Origin of the sequence: Streptomyces sp. E11-3, assembly GCF_046540415.1 — a bacterium.
Classification (GTDB): Bacteria; Actinomycetota; Actinomycetes; order Streptomycetales; family Streptomycetaceae; genus Streptomyces.
Genome location: NZ_JAZGRL010000001.1, coordinates 368,563 through 393,864 on the forward strand (window position 1 = coordinate 368,563; position 25,302 = coordinate 393,864).

23 protein-coding genes are annotated in these 25,302 nt (G+C 70.3%); 13 read left to right on the plus strand and 10 right to left on the minus strand.

The annotated features are described in order from the left end of the window. Window positions 1–16 precede the first annotated feature (16 nt). Window positions 17–427, minus strand: a complete 411-nt coding sequence (locus tag U9R90_RS01670; protein WP_411054550.1) for a VOC family protein — start codon at window positions 425–427, stop codon at window positions 17–19. A gap of 307 nt (window positions 428–734) precedes the next feature. Between U9R90_RS01670 and U9R90_RS01675 the strand changes: the two genes are divergently transcribed. From U9R90_RS01675 to U9R90_RS01690, 4 genes are all read left to right on the plus strand, one after another. Further along, the gene (locus U9R90_RS01675; RefSeq protein ID WP_411054551.1) at window positions 735–2,321 is read left to right on the plus strand and encodes an alkaline phosphatase D family protein; all 1,587 of its coding nucleotides are present in this window, start codon (window positions 735–737) and stop codon (window positions 2,319–2,321) included. Window positions 2,322–2,498: 177 nt separating this feature from the next. Continuing rightward, the gene (locus tag U9R90_RS01680; RefSeq protein WP_411054552.1) at window positions 2,499–4,028 is read left to right on the plus strand and encodes a GNAT family N-acetyltransferase; all 1,530 of its coding nucleotides are present in this window, start codon (window positions 2,499–2,501) and stop codon (window positions 4,026–4,028) included. A gap of 146 nt (window positions 4,029–4,174) precedes the next feature. Next, a complete protein-coding gene (locus tag U9R90_RS01685; RefSeq protein WP_411054553.1) occupies window positions 4,175–5,869 on the plus strand; it encodes a DUF885 domain-containing protein in 1,695 nt (564 codons plus the stop codon). A 39-nt stretch (window positions 5,870–5,908) separates the two neighbouring features. Beyond that, window positions 5,909–6,781 (plus strand): ATP-grasp domain-containing protein, encoded by an 873-nt coding sequence (locus U9R90_RS01690; RefSeq protein WP_411054554.1) that lies wholly within the window; start codon window positions 5,909–5,911, stop codon window positions 6,779–6,781. Window positions 6,782–6,813: 32 nt separating this feature from the next. Here the strand turns inward: U9R90_RS01690 and U9R90_RS01695 are convergent, their stop codons facing one another. Both U9R90_RS01695 and U9R90_RS01700 read right to left on the minus strand, forming a co-directional pair. Next, window positions 6,814–7,659 (minus strand): SDR family oxidoreductase, encoded by an 846-nt coding sequence (locus U9R90_RS01695; RefSeq protein WP_411054555.1) that lies wholly within the window; start codon window positions 7,657–7,659, stop codon window positions 6,814–6,816. Beyond that, window positions 7,656–8,732 carry an aldo/keto reductase gene (locus tag U9R90_RS01700; RefSeq protein WP_411054556.1) on the minus strand — a complete coding sequence of 359 codons (1,077 nt, stop codon included), beginning with the start codon at window positions 8,730–8,732 and terminating at the stop codon, window positions 7,656–7,658. Before U9R90_RS01700 ends, U9R90_RS01695 begins: the two co-directional genes overlap by 4 nt. A 106-nt stretch (window positions 8,733–8,838) precedes the next feature. Between U9R90_RS01700 and U9R90_RS01705 the strand changes: the two genes are divergently transcribed. Continuing rightward, window positions 8,839–9,468, plus strand: a complete 630-nt coding sequence (locus U9R90_RS01705; RefSeq protein ID WP_411054557.1) for a TetR/AcrR family transcriptional regulator C-terminal ligand-binding domain-containing protein — start codon at window positions 8,839–8,841, stop codon at window positions 9,466–9,468. Window positions 9,469–9,486: 18 nt separating this feature from the next. Here the strand turns inward: U9R90_RS01705 and U9R90_RS01710 are convergent, their stop codons facing one another. Continuing rightward, the gene (locus U9R90_RS01710; protein WP_411054558.1) at window positions 9,487–10,212 is read right to left on the minus strand and encodes a class I SAM-dependent methyltransferase; all 726 of its coding nucleotides are present in this window, start codon (window positions 10,210–10,212) and stop codon (window positions 9,487–9,489) included. 139 nt (window positions 10,213–10,351) lie between these two features. On the opposite strand from U9R90_RS01710, the gene U9R90_RS01715 reads away from it, so the two are divergent. Next, entirely contained in the window at window positions 10,352–10,930 is a 579-nt protein-coding gene (locus U9R90_RS01715; RefSeq protein WP_411054559.1) for a helix-turn-helix domain-containing protein, read from the plus strand. 44 nt (window positions 10,931–10,974) lie between these two features. Here the strand turns inward: U9R90_RS01715 and U9R90_RS01720 are convergent, their stop codons facing one another. Then, on the minus strand, window positions 10,975–12,048 hold the full coding sequence (locus U9R90_RS01720) for an NAD(P)/FAD-dependent oxidoreductase (RefSeq protein ID WP_411054560.1): 1,074 nt from the start codon (window positions 12,046–12,048) through the stop codon (window positions 10,975–10,977). Window positions 12,049–12,187: 139 nt separating this feature from the next. On the opposite strand from U9R90_RS01720, the gene U9R90_RS01725 reads away from it, so the two are divergent. Further along, window positions 12,188–12,973: an ATP-grasp domain-containing protein gene (locus U9R90_RS01725; RefSeq protein WP_411054561.1), complete on the plus strand. Its 786-nt coding sequence runs from the start codon at window positions 12,188–12,190 to the stop codon at window positions 12,971–12,973. 6 nt (window positions 12,974–12,979) lie between these two features. Here the strand turns inward: U9R90_RS01725 and U9R90_RS01730 are convergent, their stop codons facing one another. Continuing rightward, complete coding sequence (locus U9R90_RS01730) at window positions 12,980–13,465, minus strand: rhodanese-like domain-containing protein (RefSeq protein ID WP_411054562.1); 486 nt, start codon at window positions 13,463–13,465, stop codon at window positions 12,980–12,982. A gap of 94 nt (window positions 13,466–13,559) precedes the next feature. Between U9R90_RS01730 and U9R90_RS01735 the strand changes: the two genes are divergently transcribed. Then, complete coding sequence (locus tag U9R90_RS01735) at window positions 13,560–14,006, plus strand: Lrp/AsnC family transcriptional regulator (protein WP_411054563.1); 447 nt, start codon at window positions 13,560–13,562, stop codon at window positions 14,004–14,006. A 20-nt stretch (window positions 14,007–14,026) separates the two neighbouring features. Here the strand turns inward: U9R90_RS01735 and U9R90_RS01740 are convergent, their stop codons facing one another. Beyond that, window positions 14,027–15,826 (minus strand): hypothetical protein, encoded by a 1,800-nt coding sequence (locus U9R90_RS01740; protein WP_411054564.1) that lies wholly within the window; start codon window positions 15,824–15,826, stop codon window positions 14,027–14,029. 154 nt (window positions 15,827–15,980) lie between these two features. Between U9R90_RS01740 and U9R90_RS01745 the strand changes: the two genes are divergently transcribed. The 3 genes from U9R90_RS01745 (at window position 15,981) to U9R90_RS01755 (ending at window position 18,095) form a co-directional block, all read left to right on the plus strand. Next, on the plus strand, window positions 15,981–16,541 hold the full coding sequence (locus U9R90_RS01745; RefSeq protein WP_411054565.1) for a DinB family protein: 561 nt from the start codon (window positions 15,981–15,983) through the stop codon (window positions 16,539–16,541). 153 nt (window positions 16,542–16,694) lie between these two features. Continuing rightward, the gene (locus tag U9R90_RS01750) at window positions 16,695–17,480 is read left to right on the plus strand and encodes a DUF4389 domain-containing protein (RefSeq protein WP_411054566.1); all 786 of its coding nucleotides are present in this window, start codon (window positions 16,695–16,697) and stop codon (window positions 17,478–17,480) included. A gap of 93 nt (window positions 17,481–17,573) precedes the next feature. Further along, window positions 17,574–18,095: a hypothetical protein gene (locus tag U9R90_RS01755; RefSeq protein ID WP_411054567.1), complete on the plus strand. Its 522-nt coding sequence runs from the start codon at window positions 17,574–17,576 to the stop codon at window positions 18,093–18,095. A 61-nt stretch (window positions 18,096–18,156) separates the two neighbouring features. Here the strand turns inward: U9R90_RS01755 and U9R90_RS01760 are convergent, their stop codons facing one another. Beyond that, on the minus strand, window positions 18,157–18,975 hold the full coding sequence (locus U9R90_RS01760; protein ID WP_411054568.1) for a TetR/AcrR family transcriptional regulator: 819 nt from the start codon (window positions 18,973–18,975) through the stop codon (window positions 18,157–18,159). A 238-nt stretch (window positions 18,976–19,213) separates the two neighbouring features. On the opposite strand from U9R90_RS01760, the gene U9R90_RS01765 reads away from it, so the two are divergent. Then, window positions 19,214–21,451 (plus strand): MMPL family transporter, encoded by a 2,238-nt coding sequence (locus U9R90_RS01765; RefSeq protein ID WP_411054569.1) that lies wholly within the window; start codon window positions 19,214–19,216, stop codon window positions 21,449–21,451. Between the two features lie 535 nt (window positions 21,452–21,986). After that, window positions 21,987–22,250: a transposase gene (locus tag U9R90_RS01770; protein ID WP_411054570.1), complete on the plus strand. Its 264-nt coding sequence runs from the start codon at window positions 21,987–21,989 to the stop codon at window positions 22,248–22,250. Window positions 22,251–22,467: 217 nt separating this feature from the next. Here the strand turns inward: U9R90_RS01770 and U9R90_RS01775 are convergent, their stop codons facing one another. Together U9R90_RS01775 and U9R90_RS01780 are read right to left on the minus strand one after the other, a co-directional pair. Continuing rightward, window positions 22,468–23,571, minus strand: coding sequence for a hypothetical protein (locus U9R90_RS01775; protein WP_411054571.1), 1,104 nt, complete (start codon window positions 23,569–23,571; stop codon window positions 22,468–22,470). After that, on the minus strand, window positions 23,568–25,274 hold the full coding sequence (locus U9R90_RS01780) for a hypothetical protein (protein WP_411054572.1): 1,707 nt from the start codon (window positions 25,272–25,274) through the stop codon (window positions 23,568–23,570). The genes U9R90_RS01775 and U9R90_RS01780 overlap by 4 nt, the downstream gene beginning before the upstream one ends. Between the last annotated feature and the right edge of the window lie 28 nt (window positions 25,275–25,302).

Below are 25,302 nucleotides of genomic sequence, written 5' to 3' on the forward strand. Positions count from 1 at the left end.
AGCTGGAGCAAACGGCTCAGGAGTTGGACCACGCGCGCGTGCAGAGCACCAGCCGATAGCCGTCCGGGTCCTCGACGGTGACGCCCCACTCGTTCCAGTACGGGTTGGGCGAGACAACCCGCTTACCGCCGTGCTCCTCCAGGCGGGCCACCAGCTCCTCGGGGACCCGCTCGTCGAGGTAGATGACCAGGAGGTCTTCGTCGGTAGGGCGCGGCTCGACGGGCGCGCCGGGTTCGTGGACGAGTTCGAGGTGCCAGGAGGCGTCCGGCCAGCCCAGCATCAGCAGATCGTGCTCGCCGGGCGCGCCGCCGCCCTCGGCACGGTAGAGGACGTCCAGTCCGAGCCCCTGCCCGAAGAAGCGCTCGGCCGCGGCGAGGTCGCGGGACGGGCGGGCGATACGGATGTGGCTCTGACCGTTGGCGGGCATAGGGATCCCTTGCGTGAGGTGCTGCGTACAGGTGGGCGTGTTCCACAGTAAGTACTGGGCGATCTTTCGGTATCGGTCCCGCGACCCGGACGCCTCGGTCTCATGGCGTACGCCGCTGGACCGGGCGCCGGGCGCCGGGCGCCGGAGTCAGCCGTACCCGAGGAGCTGGTGAACAGTGCCGCGCGCCTGGTTCCCTACCTCCATGGACAGTTGTTCACTTGGGGTTCGCGCGAGGGCCGCGGCGTCCCGCTAGATGTGGCACCGCACACCCTTCGCGTCCGTCGGACCCGTCACTGGAGGCGCATCGATGTCATCAGGTCACCCGATCCCGGCCCCCGCCCGCCGCTCCGTCCTGCGCGGCTCGCTCGCCGCCGCGTCCGCCGCGCTGGCCCTGCCGGCGCTCGGCGCCGCGGCTCCCGCGTTCGCCCGCTCCGGACGGCCGAGGGCCGCGTGGGGAGTGCAGGCCGGTGATGTGACGGCGCACTCGGGCCTGGTGTGGGTGCGCTCCGACCGGCCGGCCCGGATGGTCGTGGAGACCTCGGCCACCGAGTCGTTCAGGAACCCCACCAGATGGCACGGGCCGCTGCTCGGCCCCGGCACGGACTTCACCGGGACGACCCGGCTGCGCGGGCTGCCGCCGGGCGAGCAGATCCACTACCGGGTGCTGCTCGCCGACCCCGACGACCCGCGGCGCACCGGCGAGCCGGTGCCGGGCACCTTCCGTACGGCTCCGGTCAGGCGCGGCGGCGGCGTGCGGTTCGTGTGGTCGGGTGACATCGCGGGGCAGGGCTGGGGCATCAACCCCGACCTGGGGGGATTTCGGGTCTTCGACGAAATGCGCCGCCTGGACCCGGACTTCTTCCTGTGCAGCGGTGACACGGTCTACGCGGACGGGCCGATCCCGTCCAGCGTGACCCTCCCGGACGGGCGGGTGTGGCGGAACATCACCACCGAGGAGAAGTCGAAGGTCGCCGAGTCCCTCGCGGAGTTCCGCGGTGCCTTCCGCTACAACCTGCTCGACAGCAACCTGCGGGAGTTCAACGCGCAAGTGCCGAGCATCGTCCAGTGGGACGACCACGAGGTGCTCAACAACTGGTATCCCGGGGAGATCCTGGACGACGCCCGGTACACGGTGAAGAACGTGGATGTGCTCGCGGCGCGGTCGCGGCGGGCGTTCTCCGAGTACTTCCCGATCTCCACGCTCGGGCCCCGCCGCAGGAACGACGGGCGGGTGTACCGGGTGCTGCGGCACGGGCCGCTGCTCGATGTGTTCGTCCTCGACATGCGGACGTATCGCAACGCCAACTCGCCCGGTCTGCAGACCGATGACCCGGTCGGCATCCTCGGTGCAGAGCAGACGGCCTGGCTGAAGCGGGAGTTGTCGCGCTCGCGCGCCGTGTGGAAGGTGATCGCCTCCGACATGCCGGTCGGCCTGGTCGTCACCGACGGCCGGGAGAACATCGAGGCGGTCGCGCAGGGCGACCCGGGCCGCCCGCTCGGCCGTGAGCTGCAGATCGCCGACGTACTACGGCACATCAAGCACCGGCGGATCACCGGCACCGTGTGGCTGACCGCCGATGTGCACCACACATCGGCACAGCACTACGACCCGTCGCGGGCGGCGTTCACGGACTTCGCGCCGTTCTGGGAGTTCGTGACCGGGCCGCTGGCCGCGGGTGGCTTCCCCGCGGTGCGGCTCGACGGCACCTTCGGCCCCGAGCGGCCCTTCCTGAAGGCTCCGACGCGGGCCAACGTCTCGCCCGCCGAGGCGCCACAGCTCTTCGGCGAGGTCGAGATCGACGGGGGCAGTGGGGAGTTGACGGTGCGGCTGCGCGAGGAGGGGGACGCGGTGCTGTTCACCAAGGTGCTCCAGCCGGGCCGGGTCGGCCAGTAGGCACCGGAAGGCCGGAAGGCCGGAAGGCCAGTAGGCCGGTCAGTGCACCACACCGTGGGCGTGGTCCGTCGCGTCGTAGAGGAATAAACAAAGCGGCAAAAAGGGCAGAAGCCGACTTAACCGTGCAGTCACAAAGCGTTCGTGATCACGCAACACCGGTCCGGCAGGGTGCACGGTATGACTGATGTGACAACAGCGAAGCGGGTCCGGCGCCAGCAGCACCACTGGCGCCGGGACACCATCGAACTGGCCGCCCTGTTCACCGCCGTCGTGGTCGCGGACACCATCGCCAAGACCGTCGTCAGCGGGCCCGACGGACCGGTGCTGCTGGTGGTGTCGGCCGTGGCACTGGTCGCCACGGCCGCGTTCCACACCTGGTGGGCACGGCGCCACGGCCACGCCCCGCCGACGGCGGATACCGGCACCCCGCCCGCCGCGGGGACCGACCCGAGCGACCAGGACGGCGAATCACCCACCCCGATCACCGGCGCCACCGCCACCACGCTGTGGCGGATGCGCACCACGGTGCGCGACCAGCCCGGCTCGCTGGCCGCGCTGTGCACCGTGCTGGCCCGCATCGACGTCGACATCCTGAGCCTGCAGACCCATCCGCTGGCCCAGGGGACGGTCGACGAGTTCCTGCTGCGCGCCCCCGACGAGCGCTCCGCCGCCGAGCTGGCCCGGGCGGTGGCCGGCGCGGGCGGCACCGGCACCTGGATCGAGCGGGCGGACGCGCACGACCTGGTCGACGCGCCCACGCGGGTGCTCGACCTCGCCACCCGTACGGCCCTGGACGCAGCCGAACTCCCGCTGGCCCTACGCCAGTTGCTCGGCCGCTGCACCATCAGGTCGCTGCCTGCCAGTCCCCCGACCGGGCCGCGCGCCGCGGCTGAGCGGGCTCCCGTGGAGGGGGCGCTCGAAGGGACGCTGATGCGGCTGCGCGACCCCGCGGGCGGGGCGATCACCGTGGAGCGGCCGTATCTTCCCTTCACGCCCACCGAGTTCGCCCGGGCCCGCGCACTGGTCGAGCTGGACGCCCGGCTCGGTCCGCGTATTCCGCGCAGCCAGGACGTACTGACCCTGCCGGCGGGCAACGCCATCACCGTACGCCGCGCCGACACCACGGACCTCGAGGCCGCCAAGGCGATGCACGAGCGGTGCTCCAAGTCCACGCTGAGCATGCGGTACCACGGCCCGGCGGGGGACGCCGACCGCTATCTCAACCACCTGCTCAGCCCGCGCTTCGGGCGCACCCTCGCCGTGCAGACCGCGTCCGGTCGGCTGGTCGCGCTGGGCCATCTGCTGTGGGACGGCGACGAGACCGAGGTCGCGCTGCTCGTCGAGGACGACTGGCAGCGCCGCGGGATCGGCGCCGAACTGCTCGGCCGCCTGGTGGCGCTCGGCGTCGAGGCGGGCTGCGACAGCGTGTACGCGGTCACCAAGGCGTCCAACACCGGGATGGTCGCCGCGATGCGTGGACTCGGGCTTCCTCTCGACTACCAGATCGAGGAAGGCACCCTGGTCATCACGGCGCGGCTGGACGGCGCCGGAACCGACAGCGGGCGTCGCGACACCGGGCGTCACGACAGCGGGCGTCACGACGCCGAGCGGGTCGGCTCGGGATCGGCGTATGGGGAGCAGACCGCCGCGCACGCACCGCCTCCGTACGCGCAGACTCAGCAGATCGGGCCGAGCGAGCGCCGCTGAGCGAGCGCTCCCCTCAGGCGGCCTGCGGTCCCAGCCCCCAGCATCCGGCCCCCGGCGTCCACGCCGGGGGCCGCCACCAGCCAAGATGTCCAGCGCGCCGAGCAAAACGTGTGACGGGACGGGTGTCGGCGTACGAGGATGTCCGCATGCCTGACACGACGCTGAGTCCGCTGCCCCGCCAGGTCGCCGACGCCTATGTTGACGACCTGATCGCCCTCGACCCGATCACCGGCACCTATCTCGGTGTGCCGGAGAGTTCGTCCCGCCTGCGTGACCTCTCCCCCGCCGGCTACCAGGCCCTCGCGGATCTGGCCCGTACGACACTGGACCGGCTGGCCGCCGCCGAACGCGCGCCCGGCGGGGACAGCGACCACGAGCGGCGGTGCGCCCGGCTGCTGCGTGAACGGCTGACCGCGGGGCTGGCGCTGTACGAGGCGGAGGAACACCTCAGCGTCGTCAGCAACATCATGTCCCCCGTACACGAGGTGCGGGAGGTGTTCACCCTGACGCCGACCCAGACCGACGAGGACTGGGCGGCCGTCGCCGAGCGGCTGCGTGCGGTGCCGGCCGCGTTTGAGGGGCACCGCCAGTCACTCGAGCTCGGCCTGGAGCGCAAGCGGCACGGCGGCCCGCGGGCGACGGCCACGTTCGTCGATCAGCTCACCGAGTGGGCGGGCGGCGACGGCGCGGACCACGGCTGGTTCGACGAGTTCGCCGCGGAGGGTCCCGACGCGCTGCGCACGGAGCTCTCCGCCGCGGCCGCCGGCGCCACCCGTGCCGTGGTGGCGCTGCGCGACTGGATGCGCGACGTGTACGCGCCCGCCGTCGCGGACTCGCCCGACACGGTGGGCCGGGACCGCTATCGCGTCTGGTCGCGGTACTTCAACGGCACCGACCTGGACCTGGACGAGGCCTACGCGTACGGCTGGTCCGAGTACCACCGCATCCTCGGCGAGATGCGGACCGAGGCCGAGCAGGTACTGCCCGGCGCGAACACCCCCTGGGAGGCCCTGGCGCACCTCGACACACACGGCACCCACATCGAGGGCGTCGACGAGGTGCGCGACTGGCTCCAGGGCCTGATGGACGAGGCGATCGAGGCCCTGGACGGCACCCACTTCGAACTCGCCGAGCGGGTACGGAAGGTGGAGTCCCATATCGCTCCGCCGGGCGGCGCGGCGGCCCCGTACTACACCGCGCCGTCGGAGGACTTCTCGCGTCCGGGCCGCACTTGGCTGCCGACGATGGGTGAGACGCGCTTCCCGGTGTACGACCTGGTCTCCACCTGGTACCACGAGGGCGTGCCCGGCCACCATCTGCAGCTGGCGCAGTGGGCGCACGTCGCCGACAACCTGTCCCGCTACCAGGCCTCGGTCGGCATGGTCAGCGCCAACGCCGAGGGCTGGGCGCTGTACGCGGAGCGGCTGATGGACGAGCTGGGCTTCCTCACCGACGCGGAGCGCAGGCTCGGCTATCTGGACGCGCAGATGATGCGCGCGACGCGGGTGATCGTGGACATCGGCATGCACCTGGAGCTGGAAATCCCGGCCGACTCGCCCTTCCATCCGGGCGAGCGCTGGACTCCCGACCTGGCCCAGGAGTTCTTCGGGATGCACAGCGGGCGGCCCGCCGACTTCGTCGAGAGCGAGCTGACCCGCTACCTGTCGGTGCCGGGCCAGGCCATCGGCTACAAGTTGGGCGAACGGGCGTGGCTGCTTGGCCGCGAGAACGCGCGCCGGGCGCATGGCGAGGCCTTCGACCCCAAGGCGTGGCACATGGCCGCCCTGTCGCAGGGGTCGCTCGGCCTGGACGACCTGGTCGACGAACTGTCCAAGCTCTGACGGTGGACGAACTGTTCAAGCTCTGACGGGAGTACGTGCGTGAGCGCCGCTTTCCTCTTCTGCGCCGACCCGCTCCGGGCCAGCCGCCCGGATCCCGCCTTCGCCGGGGAGGTGGCGGCCGCCCGCGCGACGGGTGCCGCCGTGGCACTGCTCGATCATGACGCGCTGCTCGCCGGGGACACCGACGGTGCCATCCGGCGAGTGCCGCGCGACGGAGGGCCGTACTGGTACCGGGGTTGGATGATCCCGCCGGAGCGCTACGACGATCTGGCGCGGGCCATCGGCGAGCGCGGCGGCACCCTGCTCACCAGCCCCGGGCAGTACCGCCGCGCGCACGAACTACCCGGCTGGTACGGCACGTTCCAGCAGCTGACCCCGCGCAGCGTCTGGCTCGGTGCGCCGCCCGGCGCACCGCCGTCCGACGACGCACTGGCCGTGCTGGCGGCGCCCCTGGGGCCCGGGCCCGCCGTGGTCAAGGACTACGTCAAGTCCCGCAAGCACGAGTGGGACGAGGCGTGCTACGTCCCCGAACTGACCGACGGAGCAGGTCTGTCGGCTGTGGTGCGCCGGATGTTCGCGCTGCAGGACGACAGCCTCGCCGGAGGCGTGGTGGTGCGCGCGTACGAACCGTTCGTGCCCGAAGGTGAGGCCAGAGCGTGGTGGGTGGACGGTGAGCCGGTGCTGGTCACGGCCCACCCCGACACACCTGGGAGCAGCCCGCGGCCCGAACTGGGCGCGGTGCGCGATGCGGTGGCCGCGCTCGGCTGCCGCTGGGTGACCACCGATCTGGCTCTGCGCGAGGACGGCGTCTGGCGGGTGGTCGAGGTCGGTGACGGACAGGTCAGTGGTCTGCCGCGGGACAGCCCGGCCACCGCCGATCTGTTCGACGCGCTGGTCAGCGCCTGTCCTTGAACCGCGCCCGGCCGGGGTTCAAGGACAGGCTCTCAACGCCGGAAGCCGCCCTCCGAGTCGATGACATTTCCGGTGACCCACTCGGCCTCGTCGGTCGCCAGCCAGGCGATCAACCGCGCCGGGTCGTCGGGCATGCCCCACCGTCCGGCCGGGAACATGGCGGCGATCCGCGCGTGGGCCTCGCCATCGAGGTAGCCGGTGTCCACCGGGCCCGGGTTGACGGTGTTCACGGTCACCGCGAGGTCGGCGAGTGCGGTGGCGAGGGTGCGGGTCGCCGAGGCGAGGGCGCCCTTCTGTAAGCCATAGGCGAGTTCGGCGGGCATGCCGCCGCCGATGTCCTGTCCCGAGGTCATCATCACCACCCGGCCTCCGGGGGTACGGGGTGACAGTGTGCCCCGTAGCCGCGCGTAGGCCTGGACGAGCAGGATCACGGAGCGGGTGTCGACTGCCCAGTGCTTGTCCAGCATGGCCGCGTCGATGGTGTCGAGAGGGCCGTCGTCCCCGCTGAGCGCGTGGTTGGCGATGAGGATGTCGATACGGCCGCCGAGGGCGTCGGCTGCCGTATCGACGAGCTGGGCGGGTGCCGCGGGGTCGGAGAGGTCGCCGGGCCCGTGCAGGACCCGGGCCTTGGGGTCGGCGAGCGTTTCACGGACGGCGGCAGCGACCTCGTCGGGGCTGTCGGCGCCCCACAACTGGCCCGCGTCGTGCGGAACATGGTGGTGGAGGTAGACGCTGGCACCGTACGCCGCGAGTCTGCGGGCCACGGCGTAGCCGATGCCGGCGCGACGGCTGGCGCCGGTGACGAGCGCGGTTCGGTCGCGCAGGGGCAGCGGGTCGCGGCGGAGTTGGTCTGCTGAGGGTGTCTGAAGTCCGGTCACACGAAGGCATGGTGCCCTGTGGCAGGCGCGGGCGCGACGTCGGCCACGGGTGGGTTGAGGCGAGCGAATCCTTCCTGGCGCTGGTAGGGGAAGTAGGGGTACGGCGCGGTCTTGGCGCTCGCCGCATCGAGTTTCGCGAGCTGTTCGGGTGTGAGAGCCCAGCCGATGGCACCGAGGTTCTGACGGAGCTGCTTCTCGTTGCGGGCGCCGATGATGACCGATGACACGGTCGGCCGCTGCAGCAGCCAGTTGATGGCGATCTGCGGAATTCCCTTGCCGGTCTCTTGCGCGATCTCGTCGAGGGCGTCGACTACGCGGTAGAGGTGTTCATCCTCGACCGGCGGGCCGTAGTCCGCGGTGTCGTGCAGTCGGCTGTTGGCCGGTAGTGGCTGACCGCGGCGGATTTTGCCGGTGAGCCGTCCCCAGCCGAGGGGGCTCCAGACGAGGGCCCCGAGGCCCTGATCGAGTCCGAGGGGCATCAGTTCCCATTCGTAGTCGCGGCCGATGAGGGAGTAGTAGACCTGGTGGGCGACATAGCGCGGGTGGCCGTACCGCTCCGCGATCGCGAGGGACTTCATCGCCTGCCATCCGGAGAAGTTGGAGATGCCGACGTAGCGGACCTTTCCCGCCCGTACGAGATCGTCGAGCGTGGACAGGACTTCCTCGATCGGTGTGCCTGCGTCAAAGGCGTGCAGCTGGAACAGGTCGACGTAGTCGGTGCCGAGCCTGCGCAGGGCGTCCTCGCATGCGGTGATCAGGCGCGAGCGGGAGGAGCCCGCATCGCCTGGGCCGTCGCCCATGGGCAGGCTGGTCTTGGTGGACACGATCACCTGGTCCCTGCGGCCTTTGATCGCTTCCCCGAGCACCTCCTCGGAGGCGCCGCCGGAGTAGACGTCGGCGGTGTCGAACATCGTGATCCCTGCATCGAGGCAGATGTCCACGAGGCGGCGCGCTTCCTGGGCATCGGTGTTGCCCCACGCGCCGAACAGCGGGCCTTGGCCGCCGAAGGTGCCGGCGCCAAAGCTCAGTGCGGGGACCTTGAGGCCGGATACGCCCAGCCGCCGGTATTCCATGACTGTTCCTCTCGTCACCTGAAGCTGACTAATGGTTCTGTAGTTCCGTTAGTGTGCGTGCCTTAATGTAGCAAGTGCAAGCGATTAATGGAACAGGAGTCCCGTTATGGAGTCTGAGAGTGCGGGTCCGGGGACCGTCCGTCCGGGAGGGCGCACGGCGCGGGTGCGGGCGGCGGTGCTGCGGGCGGCCGGGGACGCCTTGGCCGAGCAGGGCTTCGCCCACCTGGACCTGGCCGCCATCGCGAGCCGTGCCGAGGTGGGCAAGACCACCGTCTACCGCCGCTGGGGAACGGTGACCAGCCTGGTCGCCGACTTGCTGCTGGACATGGCCGAGCAGTCACTGCCCCGTACCGACACCGGCTCGCTGCTCGGCGACCTCCGGGCCAACGCCCGGCTCGTGCAGCGCACCTTGGCCGACCCGCGGCAGGGAGCGTTGTTCAAGGCAGTGATCGCGGCCGCCACCTGCGAGGCGAAGACGGCCGATGCACTGCACCGCTTCTACGACATCCGCGTCAAGGAGTGGGCACCCTGCGTCCAGCAGGCCATCGACCGGGGCGAGGTGCCCGCGGGCACGGATGCCCACGAGGTGATCCGTGCGGTCTCCGCCCCCCTCTACTACCGCCTGCTGACCAGCGGCGAGCGCCTCGACGAGGCCGCCGCGGACCGGGCCGCCGAGGCCGCCGCCGCCGCGGCACGCGCGGGAGCGTACCTGCGGGGCGGGGGCGGTCTCGCGTGACCGGCACAGGGCGCGAGGTCAGGTGGCGCGACGGATGGCGAGGACCGTGTCGGTGACGACGGCGGTCTGCCCGCCCGGTCCGGTGGCTTCGCGCTGGGGTCGGTCGAGGCGTTCGGGCGTCCAGCGGGCGGGGTCGAGGCCGAGGCCGTCGTAGATCTCCTCGGGGCTGGGGAAACGGGTGTCGGGGTCGGGGTTCCAGGCCCAGGGGCGTACCGAGCCGTGGTCGACGATGAGCAGGAGCCCGCCCGGGGTGAGGGCGTGGGCGGCCTGGCGCAGGACGTCGGCGCGGGGCAGGTCGAAGGGGGTGTGCAGGTACTGGGCGGAGACGAGGTGGAAGGTCCCGGCGGGGAAGCTGGTGGCGAGGTCGTGCCGCTCGGTGACGATGCGTTCGCCGACCCCGGCTTCGGCGGCGTGGCGTGCGGTGCGCGCCAGGGCGGTGGGTGCGATGTCGACGGCGGTGACCTGCCAGCCCTGGCTGGCCAGCCAGACGGTGTCGCCTCCCTCGCCGCAGCCGAGGTCCAGCGCCCTGCCGGGCGTCAGTTGGCTGGCGGTGGCGGCGAGCAGCGGGTTGGGGGTGCCCTTCCACCACCTGTCGCGGCCGCTGTAGTGGCCCTCCCAGAACCGTGCGGCGTCGCCGAGGGTGTGGTGATCACGAGTGCTGTGATCACTGGTGTGGTGATCACTGGCGCTGTGATCACTGGCGCTGTGATCACTGGTGTGGTGATCACTGGTGTGGTCGCTCATGGGGTGGGGCTCCGTTCAGGTCGTCGGGTGTGCTGGCGCCCCGGTCGCGTGCGGCGCCGAGGGCGCCAGGAGGCCGAGGACGCCAGGAGAGTGCGACCGCACCCACTCCGCTTGCAAGTCTTCATGCTGAATCAGCAAGATGGGGCATATGGACGAACTCACCGACGTGCTGGCCGCCGTCGGCCCCCGACTGCGCGACCTACGCCACGAACGCGGCATCACCCTGGCCGCCTTGGCCGAGACCACCGGCATCTCGGAGAGCACGCTCTCCCGGCTGGAGAGCGGCGGACGCAAACCCAACCTGGAGCTGTTGCTCCCGCTCGCCCGCGCCTACGGCGTCCCCCTGGACGAACTCGTCGGCGCCCCACAAACCGGCGATCCCCGCGTGCACCTGCGTCCCGTCACCCGCGGCGGCATGACGTACGTGCCACTCACCCGCCGCGCCGGAGGCCTGCACGCGCACAAGCTCGTCATCAATCCCAGCGCGGGCGAGCCCACACCGCAGACCCATGAGGGCTACGAGTGGGTCTACGTCCTCAACGGCCGCCTGCGCCTCCTCCTCGGCGACCGCGCCCTCACTCTGGCGCCCGGCGAGGTGGCGGAGTTCGACACCCACGTCCCGCACTGGCTCGGGCCCGACGACGACCAACCGGTGGAACTCCTCATCATCTTCGGACAGCAGGGCGAGCGCGCCCACTTGCGCGCCCGCCCCCGCTGAGAGTCTGCCGTCGACGAGAGCCCGCCCCGACTGAGAGCCCGCCGCTACGCCCGCGCGGGGCCCTCAGAGCGCGGCGGCGAGTCGAGACCATGACGGCGCTCGCCCAGGACCCGCGCGCAGACCGCGGCCTCATTTGCCGCGCTGAACACGCCCCCGGTGGCGGCCGCTCTGCGGCGGGCCACCGCGGCATCGGCATCCGCGTTGACCAGGTCCGCGTTGATCGCCGCCGCGGACTGCGTCCCGGCTGCCTGCGCGGCAGCGAGGCCGCCCATCACATCCGTGACGTTGCCCGCCACCCACACCCCGGGCACGTCGGTCAGCCCGCTCGCGTCCGACGCCACGTACTCCCCCACCCCCAGGGGATGCTCCACCGTGGCCAACCCGAGGTCGGACAGCAGTTCCCCACGCGCCACGAACCTCGGCGCGACCGCCAGAGCCTCCACCGCCACCTTCCGGCCCGAGGCCAGCCGGACCCCGGTCAGCCGGTCCCCCACCACGACCAGACCGGTCACCTCGCCGTCGACCACCGTGATCCCGCGCGCCGCCAGACGCTCCCACTGCTCCTCGGCCAAGTCCTCGCCGGTGTGCAGGAACAACGTCACCTCCGGCGACCACTGACGAAACAGCAGCGCCTGATGCACCGAGGCCGGACTGCCACCGAGTACACCGATCGGCCTGTCGCGCACCTCCCAGCCGTGGCAGTACGGGCAGTGCAGCACATCGCGTCCCCACCGCTCGCGCAGCCCCGGCACCGGAGCCAGCTCATCAACCAGGCCTGTCGTCACCAGCAGACGCCTCGCCCGGAAGCTGCGACCGCGCTCGGTCTCGACGGCGAAGCCGCCCGTCACGCGCCGGGCGGACACCGCCCGGTCGGCCACGATCTGCCCGCCGTATCCGACGACCTCCTCCCGGCCGGCGCGCAACAGTTCAAGCGGAGGAAGGCCATCGCGGGACAGCAGACCGTGCGCCGCCGCGGCGGGCGCGTTGCGCGGTTCGCCGGAGTCGATGACCAGTACGGAGCGGCGGGCGCGTGCCAGCGTCAGCGCCGCCGACAGCCCGGCGACGCCCCCTCCCACCACCAGGACGTCCAGTTCGTCAGTAACCTTCACTTCAGTCATGCGAACACCGTGCGCCGCGTCCGCCAGACCTGCCACTTCTCTTGCTGATCCGGCAAGTCCGCTCTGCCGGACCGCCGCATCACGGTGACGCCGGGAAAACGAGTACCGTGGCCGTTTCCCGTACGTCATGCTTTCGGCCATGATCGCCCGTACGCTCTTCCTCTCGCCGCGTCTCACCGCCACGGGGCGGGCACTGGCATCCGCCGCGCGCCGCTGTGGGACGCACGTCGAGACCCTGCACGACTGGCGGGTTCCCGAGGAACACCGGAACGCACCCGGTGCCACGCTGTACGCGGGGCCACGCTTCGCCTCAGCGGTAGGCGGGGAGTTGGGGCTCGGGCTGCTGGAGGCGCCGCGGGACTGGCTGGCCCGGCTGCCCTATGAACTCACCCGCAGGGACATCGAGTTCAGCACCGTCGCCGCCGCGCGGCAGCTGCGTAGGCCCGCGTTCGTCAAGCCGCCCAACGACAAGAGCTTTCCGGCTCGGGTGTACCCGGACGGCAGCGGGCTGCCCGGATCCGATGCCGTGGACGACGACGTTCCGGTGCTGGTGAGCGACATCGTGGCGTTCGCGGTGGAGTACCGGTTGTTCCTCCTCGATGGGGAGGTGGCGACCGGGAGCAGGTACATGACGCGCGGCGAGCTGGATGTCGCGCCGCTGGACGGCGACCGGCGCCGGGCGGAGGTCCTGGAGTTCGCCGCGCGGCTGCGTGGCTGTGGACTGCCGAGCGCCGTGGTCGTGGACATCGGTCTGGTGGACGGCGCGTGGGCGGTGGTGGAGGCCAACGCGGCGTGGGGAAGCGGGCATTACGCCAGTGACGCGGACGCCGTACTGCGGGTGGTGGAACGGGCGGCACGGCCGGTGGACTCCTTCGGCCACACGGACGTCCCGTTCCTGCGCGAACTGCCGCAGGTCACACACTAGATCGGCTCAGCAGCCGCAGTCGTCGCCGGCGACCGGCGCGGTCAGCGGGTCGGCGGCGCGCTGGGCGGCACCCTCCCAGGTCTCGTACGCGAAACCCTCCCGTATCCAGTACTCGAAGCCGCCGAGCATCTCCTTTACCTGATAGCCGAGTTGGGCGAGGGACAGCGCCGCGCGGGTCGCTCCGTTGCAGCCGGGACCCCAGCAGTAGGTGACGATCGGTACGGACGTGTCGAGCAACTCCCCGGCCTGTGCCGGGATCAGGGCCGTGGGCAGATGGACGGCGCCGGGGACATGGCCCTGGTCCCAGGACGCGGTGGAGCGTGAGTCCACGACGACGAAGCCGGGGGCGCCGCCGGCCGCGAGTGCCGAGGCGACGTCGGAGACGTCGGCGTGGAAGGCGAGGGAGGCGCTGAAGTGGGCGACGGCCGCGGCGGGTGAGGCCGGGGGGACGCGGAGTACGGGGTTCTGCGAGGTCGTGAGCTGTGTGTCCATGGCCAAGAATCTACGGCCAATGATCGGTTCAGCGAAGGGACGATCACCGGCCTTGCTCTTGATTCACCGGGGAAAGCCCTGTTATCTCTCGGGCATGACCGAGTATTCCCCGGACGCCACCGACTGGCGCATCCTTGAAGTCCTCCAGCGCGACGGCCGGGCCAGCTTCGCGGAGCTCGCCCGCGCCGTCTCGATGTCGCCGAGCGCCGTGACCGAACGGGTGCGCCGCCTGGAGGACGCGGGCGTCATCCAGGGATACGCCGCGGTGGTCGCCCCGGAGCGGCTCGGACTGCCGATCCTGGCCTTCGTCCGGCTGCGCTACCCGAACGGAAACTACAAGCCCTTCCACGACCTGGTGGACGCGACACCGGAGGTCCTGGAGGCGCACCATGTGACCGGCGACGACTGCTTTGTCATCAAGGTCGCGGTGCGCTCGATGGGGCACCTGGAGGAGGTCTCCGGGAAGATCGGCACCTTGGGCTCGGTCACGACGAGTGTGGTCTACTCGTCGCCGCTGCCTCGGCGCGCCTTCAGCTGTTGACCTGCTCCTCGTGCGGCCGGTCAGGCCGTCGGCCCTTCCCCTCCGCAGACCAGCCGCCAGGCTTCGGTGAACAGCTCGGGGAGCGTGCCCGGCAGCAGCTCGAAGGCCCTCACTTCGCTTCCGTCGGTGCTCAGTCGCGCACCGATCACGGGCGCTTTCCAGGACTCCATCGACGGCAGCGGCTTCTTGGCCTGCGCCCACGGACCGGGCAGGAAGAGCGTGCGTCCCGCGCGGGCCCGGCGGTCCTCCACCGCCAGGCCGCGGGTCACCAACTCCGCCGCGGCCGCCTTGTGGCGGGCCGGTGTCCAGGCGTTCCAGCGTCGCACGTTGCGGTCCGACGGCACGGGGAGCAGCAGGAGCTGGAGGTAGAGGGCGGCGGCGTCCTCTACCAGGTCGAGGGTGGCGGCGACGTCGGCGACCACGTCGGGGGCGCAGGCGCGCGGGTCGGACTCGTAGCGGCCCGCGGGCAGGTCGTCGGCGGTGATGCGGGCTATGACGCGATCGCAGGTGCCGTCCGCCAGCCAGTCCCAGCGTCCACTCCCCCGGTTGCCGCGGATCACGCCCGAGTAGAGGACCCGGGCCGGTGAGTCGCGTCCGGCCAGCACCTTACGCAGGTGGTGGACGACCTCCGGCGCCCCGGCGCGTACGGGGTCACCGGCAGGGAGGTCCGCGTACGCCCACGGCAGGCCGGCGAAGACGGCGTCCGCGACGGTGGTGGCGTCGTAGTCGCCCATGACGTCCCACGCGGTGCGCAGGTGGCGGTGCTCGGACGGGCAGGGCCAGGCCCGCAGGTAGAAGCCCGGCGGCAGAGCGGCGTTCGCCGGGTCGAGGAACAGGTGGCACAGGTGGGTCGCCGGCATCCGGGTCTCCAGGGCGACCGCGGCCTGCCAGGTGCGCCACGGCGCGTGCGGACGGGCGCCGTGCTGCTCCGCCCAGGCCGCGGCGGTGCGCTCCGCGACGCGGGCGAGGCCGCCGGGCGCCCACAGGTCCACGGGGTCCGCGGGCAGCACGTCGGCAAGCAGGGCGAGCCGCTCGTCGTCGCGCAGCATCGACAACTCAGCGCGCGCCGATGCGAGTTCTCCCGCCTTGAAACCGAACAAGGCGCGCTCGTGCTCGTCGAGTAAGGGCTTGTAGTAGCCGCCCGCACCGGGGTTTCCGGCCAGCACGAGGGCCGCGGCGGGGCGGCTCAGACCGGTCGCCTCGCTCAGGGCGATGGCCGCGTCCGCGTCCCAGGCGACCGGGCCGCGCTCCCGCACGAGCTCCACCAGGCGCAGCAGTTGCTCCGGGGTGCCCCAACCGCGGTGGCAGTCCACGACGTAGAGCGGTTCCTCGGGGCGCGGGGCGGCCTCACCGCCGGGGAGTACGGCCTCGAAGTAGCGAGTCCAGCGCGCGGCCGGCAGGTGCAGACCGAAGGAGGCGCCCTGGTCGTCGCGGACGGTGAACGAGGTCGTACCGGCGAGCCGCCCCAGGCGGAACCGATAGGCCGGGTCGGCGAACGGCGTCCGCGCCCACATCTCCAGGAAGTCGAGCAGCACCTCGCGGCGCTCCGGCCTGGTCGCTGGCGCGGCCGCGCGCAGCGCGAGTGCTCCCGTGCGCCCTATGAGTTCCGTCCAGCTGCCCGCCGCGGGCGGCCGGACCTCCCGTTCGCCCGGCTCCGGCACCCAACTGCCTTCGATATAGCGGCCGATGCGGCGGATGTCGGCGAAGGAGTCCTCGTTCCAGCAGCCCGAGGCACCGACGAGACCCTGCAGGGCGGCGGATGTGGCGAATCCGCTCCACGTACGGGGGGTTCGGGGTGCGGCCGTGTCGATCTCGTTCATGCGTCCGATCATGACGGACGGCACTGACAACGGGGCGCGCCCGTCCCACGGCCCGCTTCGCCCCACGGCCCGGTTGGCCCCACCGCCCGCTTCGCCCCACCGCCTCGTAGAAATCAGTGGCGAGCGTGGGCCGTCGCGGACGAACATGGCGCGCATGAGTGATCAACCCGCACGATGGACCCAGGCGACCACCTACCCCGACATGTGGGCTGACCCGGACGACGACCCCCGTAACAGCGAGGGTGTCAGTCCGGACGGCGAGCTTGCGACGCTGCAGGACTTCCTGACGGGCTACCGCACGACGCTGCGGATGAAGTGCGAGGGCCTCGATGCGGAGCAACTGGCCCGTCGGTCGGTTCCGCCGTCGACGATGTCGCTGCTCGGCCTGCTTCGGCACCTCGCCGAGGTGGAACGGGACTGGCACAACTGGATCAGAGAAGCTGACCCACTCCCGAAGGTGTACGGCGAGGACAACGCGGACTTCGACGGAGCTGTCGCCGAGCAGGCCGAGGTCGACGCCGCGTACTCCGCTCTGGAGCGCGAGCAGGCCGCGACCGACGCCGCGCTGGCCGAGCACCCGGATCTGAGCGAGCGTCTGGGGAAGGACGGCTTCGCCGTTCGGGAGCTGATGGTGCACAGGATCGAGGAGTACGCCCGGCACTGCGGGCACGCTGACCTGTTGCGCGAGTGCGTCGACGGCAGGGTGGGCCAGTGACGAGGCCCTAGCCAGACTCCCGCAGGAGTTGAAGCGCAAGCCCCGCTGACCAGAACCAGGACACACTATTCGGGTGTATCAGACGCGCGTGCGCCGCCGCTCTGCCACAGCATGGTGATATTCCGCCGGAACCGGGATCACCAGGAGCACGTCATGGCCACGGACTGGGGCCCCCGCCCCACCACCGACTCCGCGGGCGGCGAGTGGCTGCCCGTCCTCGACATCCCCGCTCCCGCGCCGCAGCGCCGCTGGACCGTGCTGTTGCGCTGGCTGCTGCTGCTCCCCCAGTTCGTGGTGGTCTCCCTGCTCTCCATCGCGGCGTTCTTCGTCACCATCGTCGGCTGGTTCGCCGCCCTGTTCCTGGGCCGGCTGCCAGACTCGATCTTCTCCTTCCTGGCCTCGGTCCTCGTCTACCAGACCCGGGTCAGCGCAAGCGCCGCGCTCCTCGTCGACCGGTACCCGCCGTTCGCGTTCTCGGCCCCCGGCCACCCGGTGCAGATCGAACTGCGTGCCACCCCGCTCAACCGCCTCGCGGTACTGTTCCGCCTCATCCTGATGATCCCGGCGGCGATCGTCGCCAATCTCCTCCAGGCCGGCTGGTTCACACTCAGCTGGATCTTCTGGCTCATCGGCATCATCCTGGGCCGGCTGCCCGAGCCGGTGTTCGCCGCCACCGCCGCCGTCGCCCGCTTCCGCCTGCGCTTCGCCGCGTACGCCACGCTGCTCACGCCCGCCTACCCCAAGCGGCTCTTCGGCGACGAGCCCGCCCCCACTGACGCGGTCCACTCCGCCACCCGGCCGCTGCTGCTCGGCACCGGGGCCAAGGTCCTAGTCGTACTCTTCCTGCTCATCGGCCTCGCCGGCCATGTGACCTCCAGCACCGCGGACTACGACGGCGACGACTGGGACAGGGCCCGTTCCGCGACGTCTTCGGCGTAGCCGGACCACACGGCGGCCCCGCGGCCTCGTTCGCGGCGCATTGCCGTACGTTCGGGCCATGACACATGCCACGGAATCCCGCCTGGAGGCCCCATGAGCGGCTGGTGGGCCTACCTGGAGGATCAGACCCGCCAGGAGGTCGACGCGAACGTGCTGCGCGATCGCCGGATGATGGCGGTCAAGGCCGTGTGGGAAACCCTCCGCCCACTGGGATTGGGCCTGAGCGAGGCGGAGCAGGTGGTCCACACGCGCTACGAGGCCCTCGGCGACCGCGTGCAGTACAGGCCGCCCGATCCGCTCGACGTCCCCTCACTCGCGGCTCGCGCCGCGGCCCTCCCCGGCCAGGTGGCCGCGATCGAGGCTCTGTGGGACGGCGACACCGTCCATGACTGGTTCGTGGAGCTCGTCGCGGTCCTGGACGACCCGGCCGGGGAAGGCCACCTGGCGACTGTCCACCACCGCCCTGGCGAGCCCCCACCGGGCACCGCTGCCGCAGCAGCGGGCCGGGCCCTGGCCGACTCCCTCCGGGTGCCGTTTCACTTCGCCTCTCCGGACTCCCCCGACGACCAGGCCCCGCGCTGGCGAACGGTCCGGGGCCTGCCCGACGGCTCGTGATCGTAACCGCAGGGGGATCGCGGCGACGCCCCTGAGCGTCCAGAGCCCGCCGTCATCCTGGTCACTGACCAGCCGAAGGGGCTTGCTCACGCGTATGGGGCTGCGTTGGCTCCGTTGGTTCTGCTGGCTCCGTCGCCGCCATACCTGGTCCGGCGACAGGAATCCGGCTGTGGACGTCCTTGAGCATGTTCCGCATCGCCATGCGGAAGATCTCGGCCTGGTGGTCGCCGAGGAAGGAGGTGTGCCCGAAGACCTCCAGGACGACGAGGCCGTGCATGTGCCCCCACGCGCTCAGGAGGAGCGCGGTCGCGGGCGGCGGTAGGTCTCCCAGTCCGTCAGGTGGCAGCTGTTCCAGATGCGCCGCGAGCGAAGGCGAGAGCGCGGGGGTGTCGGCCGCGGCGAGTTGCGCCGCGGTGAACCCGTCGAGCATCTCGCGCTCGAAGAGTGTGCTCATCCGGCGCATCGCCTGGGTGGTTGGGCCCTCGGCGGGTGCCGCGTAGTACCGCAGCGGTGTTCCGTAGAGGAGCTGGAATCGCTCGGGGTGCGCGATGGCCCATCGGCGGTACCCCTCGGCCGCGACCACCAGGCGCGGCAGGTCCGAGTCGTCCGCCGCGGCGTCGACGGCGGCCTGCACAGCATCGGCCAACTCGTCGTACGCCTTGGCGATGAGCGCCGTGACGAGGTCGTCCCGGCTCGGAAAGTAGTGGTAGAGCGCCTGCACGGTCATTCCGAGGCTCCGGGCGACCGCGCGCAGGGACAGGGCCCCGGGGCCGTGTTCGCTGATGTGGCGCTCGGCGGCATCCAGGATCTCCTGGGTGGCGGCTGCCCGACGCCGTTGGCGCAGGGAGGGCAGGGCAGCTACGTGTTCGTCTGCGGGCATGCACCGACCGTACGACGGTAACTCCCACGGGTTATCAAGAAGTTGTGGACTGTGAGGAAAATCTAACACTGCCAAATCTTCTTCCACCTCACTAACGTCATCGCGGCGACGACGTGTGCGCACGTGAGCAGCACCGCGTTGGTTTCCCCTCCCAACCTCGGCTGCTTGACGTCGTTTTCACCGCAAGTCCGGAAGTCCGCAAGTCCGCGAGACCTCAATGACGTAAAGGAGAACGGGCGTGTTTGAACGCATAGCCGAACTGGCGATTCGCTGGCCCCGGCGGGTACTCGTCGTCGCCGTCGTGGCTGTGGCCCTCATGGGTGTCATGGGCGCCGGCGCGTTCGGCAAGTTGCTCGGAGGCGGCTACGACGACCCGGCCTCTCAGTCCACCCGGGCCAGCGAGGTCATCGACGAGAAGTTCGGCGGGGAGACGAACCTGGTCCTGCTGGTCCGTGCCACCGAAGGCCGCATCGACGCCCCGGCCGCCCAGCAGAGCGGCCGGGCCTTGGTGGCCGACCTCAAGGGCGAGCGGAACCTTGAGAACGTGATCTCGTACTGGGACACGGACAGCCCCGACCTCCGCTCCGACGACGGCCGCGAAGCCATGGTGCTCGCCCATGTGAAGGGTGACGACACCGAGCGGAACGAGAACGCCAAGAGCGTCATCGACGCGTACGCCGGACCGTATGAGGGCGAACTCACGGTCCAGGCCGGCGGCGGTGCCGCCGTGACCAGCGAGATGGGGACGCAGTCCGGCAAGGATCTCGTCCTGGCCGAGGCCATCGCCGTACCGCTCACCCTCGTCCTGCTGCTGGTCGTCTTCGGCAGCGCGGTCGCGGCCCTGCTGCCCCTGGTGATCGGACTCATCGCCATCACGGGCACGTTCGCGGAACTCTTCATCCTCGGCAGTGTCACCGATGTCTCCGTCTTCGCGATCAACCTGACCACGGCGCTCGGTCTCGGTCTCGGCATCGACTACGCACTGCTGATGGTCAGCCGGTTCCGCGAGCAGCTCGCGGCAGGGGCGGCCGTGGACGACGCCGTCCGGCGGACGGTGAGCACCGCGGGCCGTACGATCGCGTTCTCCGCCGCGACGGTGGCAGCCGCGCTCGGGGCACTCCTGGTGTTCCCGCAGTACTTCCTCCGCTCGTTCGGCTATGCCGGGGTCGGTGTCGTGGCCATCGCGGCCGTCAGCACCCTGTTCGTCATGCCGGCCCTGTTCGTCGTCCTGGGGCCCCGGGTCAACAGCGGGCGGCTGCCGTGGGCGAATCCCGGGCGCTCCGACACCCGGGCGCCCCTGTGGGGACGGCTGGCCCGCACCGTCATGCGGCGGCCCGCGCTCACCGCGCTGCCCGTACTCGCGGTACTGCTGCTGGCGGCGAGCCCGCTCCTTGGCATCACTTTCGGCACGCCGGACGAACGCGTGCTGCCCGAGGACGCCGAGAGCCGCCAGGTCGCCTCGGCGCTGCGGGAGAACTTCCCGGGCAACGACGACACGGCCCTCCACGTCGTCATCGACGAGCCCGTGAGCGAGGCCCCCTTGCGGTCGTACGCGGTCGCGCTGTCCGGGCTCAAGGGCGTCGTCCGCGTCGAGGCCAGCACGGGCACCTACGCCGACGGACGGTCCACGGCGACCGGCCCCGGCAACGCTGCCCTCGGCCGCCCTGACGCACAGCAGATCAACGTGGTGAGCACTCTGTCACCGAAATCGGACGAGGCGCACAGCCTGGTCGAACAGGTGAGGACGGTCACCCCACCCACCGGGTCACACCCTCTGGTGGGCGGAACCGACGCCGTACTCGTCGACTCCAAGGACTCCATCGGCAGCCGGCTCCCGCTCGCGGTGGCCCTGGTCGCGCTCACTACCTTCGTCCTGCTCTTCCTGTTCACCGGAAGCGTCGTGCAGCCGCTGCGTGCGCTGGTGCTCAACATGGTCAGCCTGGGAGCGACCCTCGGCGTCATGACGTGGATCTTCCAGGACGGCAACCTCTCCTCCCTGCTCGGCTTCACAGCGCAGCCGATGGAGGTCTCGATGACCGTGCTGATGTTCTGCATCGCCTTCGGTCTCTCGATGGACTACGAAGTGTTCGTCACCAGCCGCATCAAGGAACTCCACGAGGCGGGCGAGGACAACGAATCCGCCGTGGCCAACGGCCTTGGGCACACGGGACGCATCGTCAGCGCGGCGGCCCTCCTGCTCGCGGTGAGCTTCTTCGCGTTCGGGACGGCCGAGCTCAGCTTCATGCAGATGTTCGGCCTGGGCAGCGGACTGGCGATCCTCATCGACGCCGTCGCCGTACGTGGCGTCCTGGTCCCCGCCGCGATGCGCCTGCTCGGCCGCTCGGCCTGGTACGCGCCCGGCTTCCTGCGAAAGCTCCACGGGCGGTACGGCCTCAGCGAGGGCAGCCCCGAGCCCGAGGCTGTGCCGGGACCCGCGGCCGAGTCGCCGTACGTGAAGAACTCGACGGAGGTCTGACCACGCGAGACCACGCTGCATGGCGCCCCGCAGGCTCCGGCTCCAGCTCCGGGGGCAAGGATCACGAGCCGTCGTCGGCCCTCTGACGTACGACCGACCCGGCTCGCCCCTTAGCCACTTCCAGTTGGGCGTGGAAACGGGAGTCGCAGCCCGAAGTCCACCAAAGACCGGCTGAGCCGACGGAACATGCCCCGCCGCGCGGACCTGCCGCCGCCAACGGACAGGCGGCCAGATCCTGCCACGACCTGTGTCCCATGGGCCAGCGTCGAGATCGCCACCCCTCACCACCCGGAAGCCGATACAGCCGGAAACTCGCCGCACCCGGGACGAAGAACTGGTTCGGCTATCGCGATCATCAGAGCGAGATCTGCACCGAGAGTGGGCCGGTCCGCGCCGGCCCGTGGGCCCAGGACCATCCCGGCTTCACGAAGGCCGACTTCATCCCCGACTGGCAAGCCCGCACCCTGACCTGTCCCCGCGGAACCACCAGCCACCCGTGGAAGCTCACCCTCGGCGACCAACATGAGCGGCTGCCGTGCTGTTTCCCCAACCCGCCTGCCGGGCCTGCGAAGACCGGCTCGCCTGCACCGGAAATACCGACGGCCGTGCTCGCCACGCGCACGGGCTGCGCCACTGCCGCTACCGCGGGACCGCACAGACTCACGTCCAGCATGCCCTCACCGCTGCCGGAGCCAACATCATCAGGCTCAGCCGATGCGGCTCGCCCGGCAGCGAAGCGCCGACCCGAGCCAGGCCAGTCAGCAGATTCCGGCAACTCTGCCGAGACTCGAGCGTCTAGAGATCACCAACAGCATCCCGAAAGAGAGACAGGGCCGTTGACCGTACAGACCCGCAGGTCACGAGCGGCCCCGGCGAGAACCCCTCAGCCGGATCGGCTGATGATGAGGCAGATGCAGGCATCAGTGCAGGACTGCGGGTCGGTCTCGGCAGCTCGTCGGGGGGGGTGAGTCCGGTGTGCTGGGCTTCCTCCGTGTTCGCGCCGCGCCGGCGCGATGTCAGAGGTCGTCGGTGTCCGGCGGGAGATACTGCGTGCTGAGGAAGTCCTCGAGGCAGATGGCGGCGAACGACGTCGAGACGTACTTCCAGCGGTCCTCGCGGTCCGGGCCGTAGTCGCTGATGCCACGGAAGATCAGCCAGGAGAGGCCTTCCACGGCCTGGGAAAATCCGTACGACTCCATGTCGGCGGCGCGGATGGTGTTGTCGACCTGGTGCAGACCGGGCAGGAACTCCCCGTCCCTGAGGACCACTTCGCCCGAGGCGATGGTGACGTTGGTGGTGTGCACCTCGGGAATGCGATCGGCTGAGAAGGTCTCGGGTACTTCGTCGGGGAGCAGACCGCGGATGAACTCCTTGACTTTTTCCTGGAAGCCGGTCTCTCCGGGGGCGTAGTAGTAGAGCCCGTGCCCGTAGTCGCTGCGCCCCTGCCCGTGCTTGGGCCGTGGTTGGAGGATCTGTCCCTCGGTAAGGCGGCCGGGCGGGTAGTAGTACACGCGATCGCAGGCCACCACGTCTCCGGTCTGCACCTCGTCCTCGAGACCTCCGGCGGTGCCCAGCAGGCAGATCAACTCCGGCTCGTAGCGCTTGAGAAGAGCGCCGACGGACTTCACCATCTGTACGTTGCCGGCCTTGCCCGCCGTGGTGATGACGACCGAGAGCGGCTTCAGTGGGCGGTATCCGTTCGGCACAGTGGTCCGGTAGAAGCGCTGATCACCCACGACATGACTCTTGTTGAAGTCGTTCTGGGTCATACCGAAGGCGCCGAGTGCCGCAGTGAGCTCCTCAAGGATGACGACCACCACGGCGATGTCGACGGTTTCGGCTGCCTTGGGTGACATGTCGAATCTCCTCCTGGTGGCTGCCGGGTTGGGTGGGAGGAAGGAATCGACGACCATGCGGTCGAGCTCCTCCCGCACCTCCGGGCGGAGGTCCAGGGATTTACGCGCATAGTCGGCGATCAGCATGTTTCGTTTGATGTAGCCGAGTTCATCCGGATTGCGGCCGCCCGACGCCCATTCATGCCTTCGGTTGTGCAGCAGGTACACCAGCGTCCGGCAGGCCTCTTCCGCCGATTGCTCCCATACGCCGTCCCCGGCCGTCATGCCCCGCCCCTGGTGGCTCGTATGCGGTACAGGGAGTGGACGGGCAGCGCGTCGAGATCCGTCTCGTCGGAGAAGTCGAGGATGGGTATGTAGGCCACCGGACGGATTCCCCCGCTCAGCAGAAGCGAACGGATCGCGCGGGCTGTGCGGCCGGTCGCCCTGAACTCATCGAGAATCACCACTTTGCTTCTGCCCCCCTGCAGATGACGGAGCTGGCGCCGCCAGATGTCACTGCCCGGCGTCCGGCGCCGGCGGGCACGGGCATCTGTGCCACCGGAGGACGTGTTGTGGTCCAGAATCTCGCCCGGTATCGCTATCGTCACCGGGCGGACCTTCATGAGGGTGCTGATCCTGACGACGAGCTTGTTGATGTGTTCCTCATCGGGGCAGACGAGGACGACGCTGGAAGGTGCCGGCCCCAGCGTCCGCAGGAGAGTGATCACCTTGGACGCAATGCAGTCCCCGTACTTGTCGAATACGTCCCCCATGTCGGGGACGAAGGGGAAGAATTGCCTCTCCGCTGCCGGAGCGACCTTTTCCTCCCCCCACTTCGATGTGAGAAGGATGTCCCAGGCGTCGAAGGTACGGAATGTGTGGTGTTCTCGCAGCGGATCGGTGTGGGCCAGGCCGATGTCGCACTGTTCACAGTCCTGTTGCCGCAATGCCTTGCGGCTGAGCGTCTGTTCGGCATCGAGCGGAAGCGCCGTCTCCACGAACTTCACGTCCACATCCGTGGCCAGGACGGTCCAGGCTCGCTGGGCCAACTGGATCCGGTCCCGGCGCATGGCCTTAATGATCTTCTCGTACTTCTCCCGCTTGCTGACCACAGCGAAGAAGAGCACGACAGTGCTGTGGATGTCCGCGCCGTTCAAAAGCTTCTTGTTCGCGTCGAAGATTCTGCCCTCGGCGTCGAACGTCCCGAAGTCCAGACCCAATGCGGTGGCGACGCCGGTGATGGCCTCACCAAGACCTGACTGACGGTCCTTGCTCACCAGCATGAGGTCGCTCGATACGCCGGGATCGACCAGAACCGTTCCGCGCAGCCAGCGTTCGGCGAGCTCGCCGATTTCCGGCGCGGCATGCTCGGCGTCGAAGAAGTAGCGGTTGCAGTGCGGGGCGGTGCGTTCGCGGGAGGCATAGTGGCCGAGCTTGCGGACGATCTGGCGCGACAGCAGCTCCCCGGGGTCCCTTCGGGACGGATCCTGCTTCAGCGCGTAGACCGAGGCGAAATCCCGTCGCGGGGATCTGCTGTCGCCGTGCAGCCACTCGGTCGTCCCGTCATTGGAGATGACCACCAGCTTGGCCGCAGTCTCTTGACCACCCGCCAGTGAACGCAGGGTCCGCCAGTACTCGGACCTCTCGTGGGGCATCTCCGGCAGGAGCATCACGAGCGACCGGTTGGCGACTTGCGCAACCCACTTCTGAACGGTGCTGGCCACGCCTATGAGCAACGCCTCGCAGAGCTGAGTCCAGGGGTTCGCCGCCAGATCGATGATGAGGAACTGGGGCGCGCGGCCCTTCGGGAGCGTCCTTCCCAAGTATTCCTCGATCTTGAAGGACACGTCGTTGAGTTCATCGGAGGTGATGTAGACCGTGTCTCCGGTGGGCCCGGTCGAAACGCCGGGGGCCACCAGAGTCTCGCCCAGCCACCGGTAGAAACCGTTGCGCTCCGGTGAGACCGGTTCGGGGGCGTTACGGCCCACTGTGACCTGCCGGGCCGTGACCAAAGGC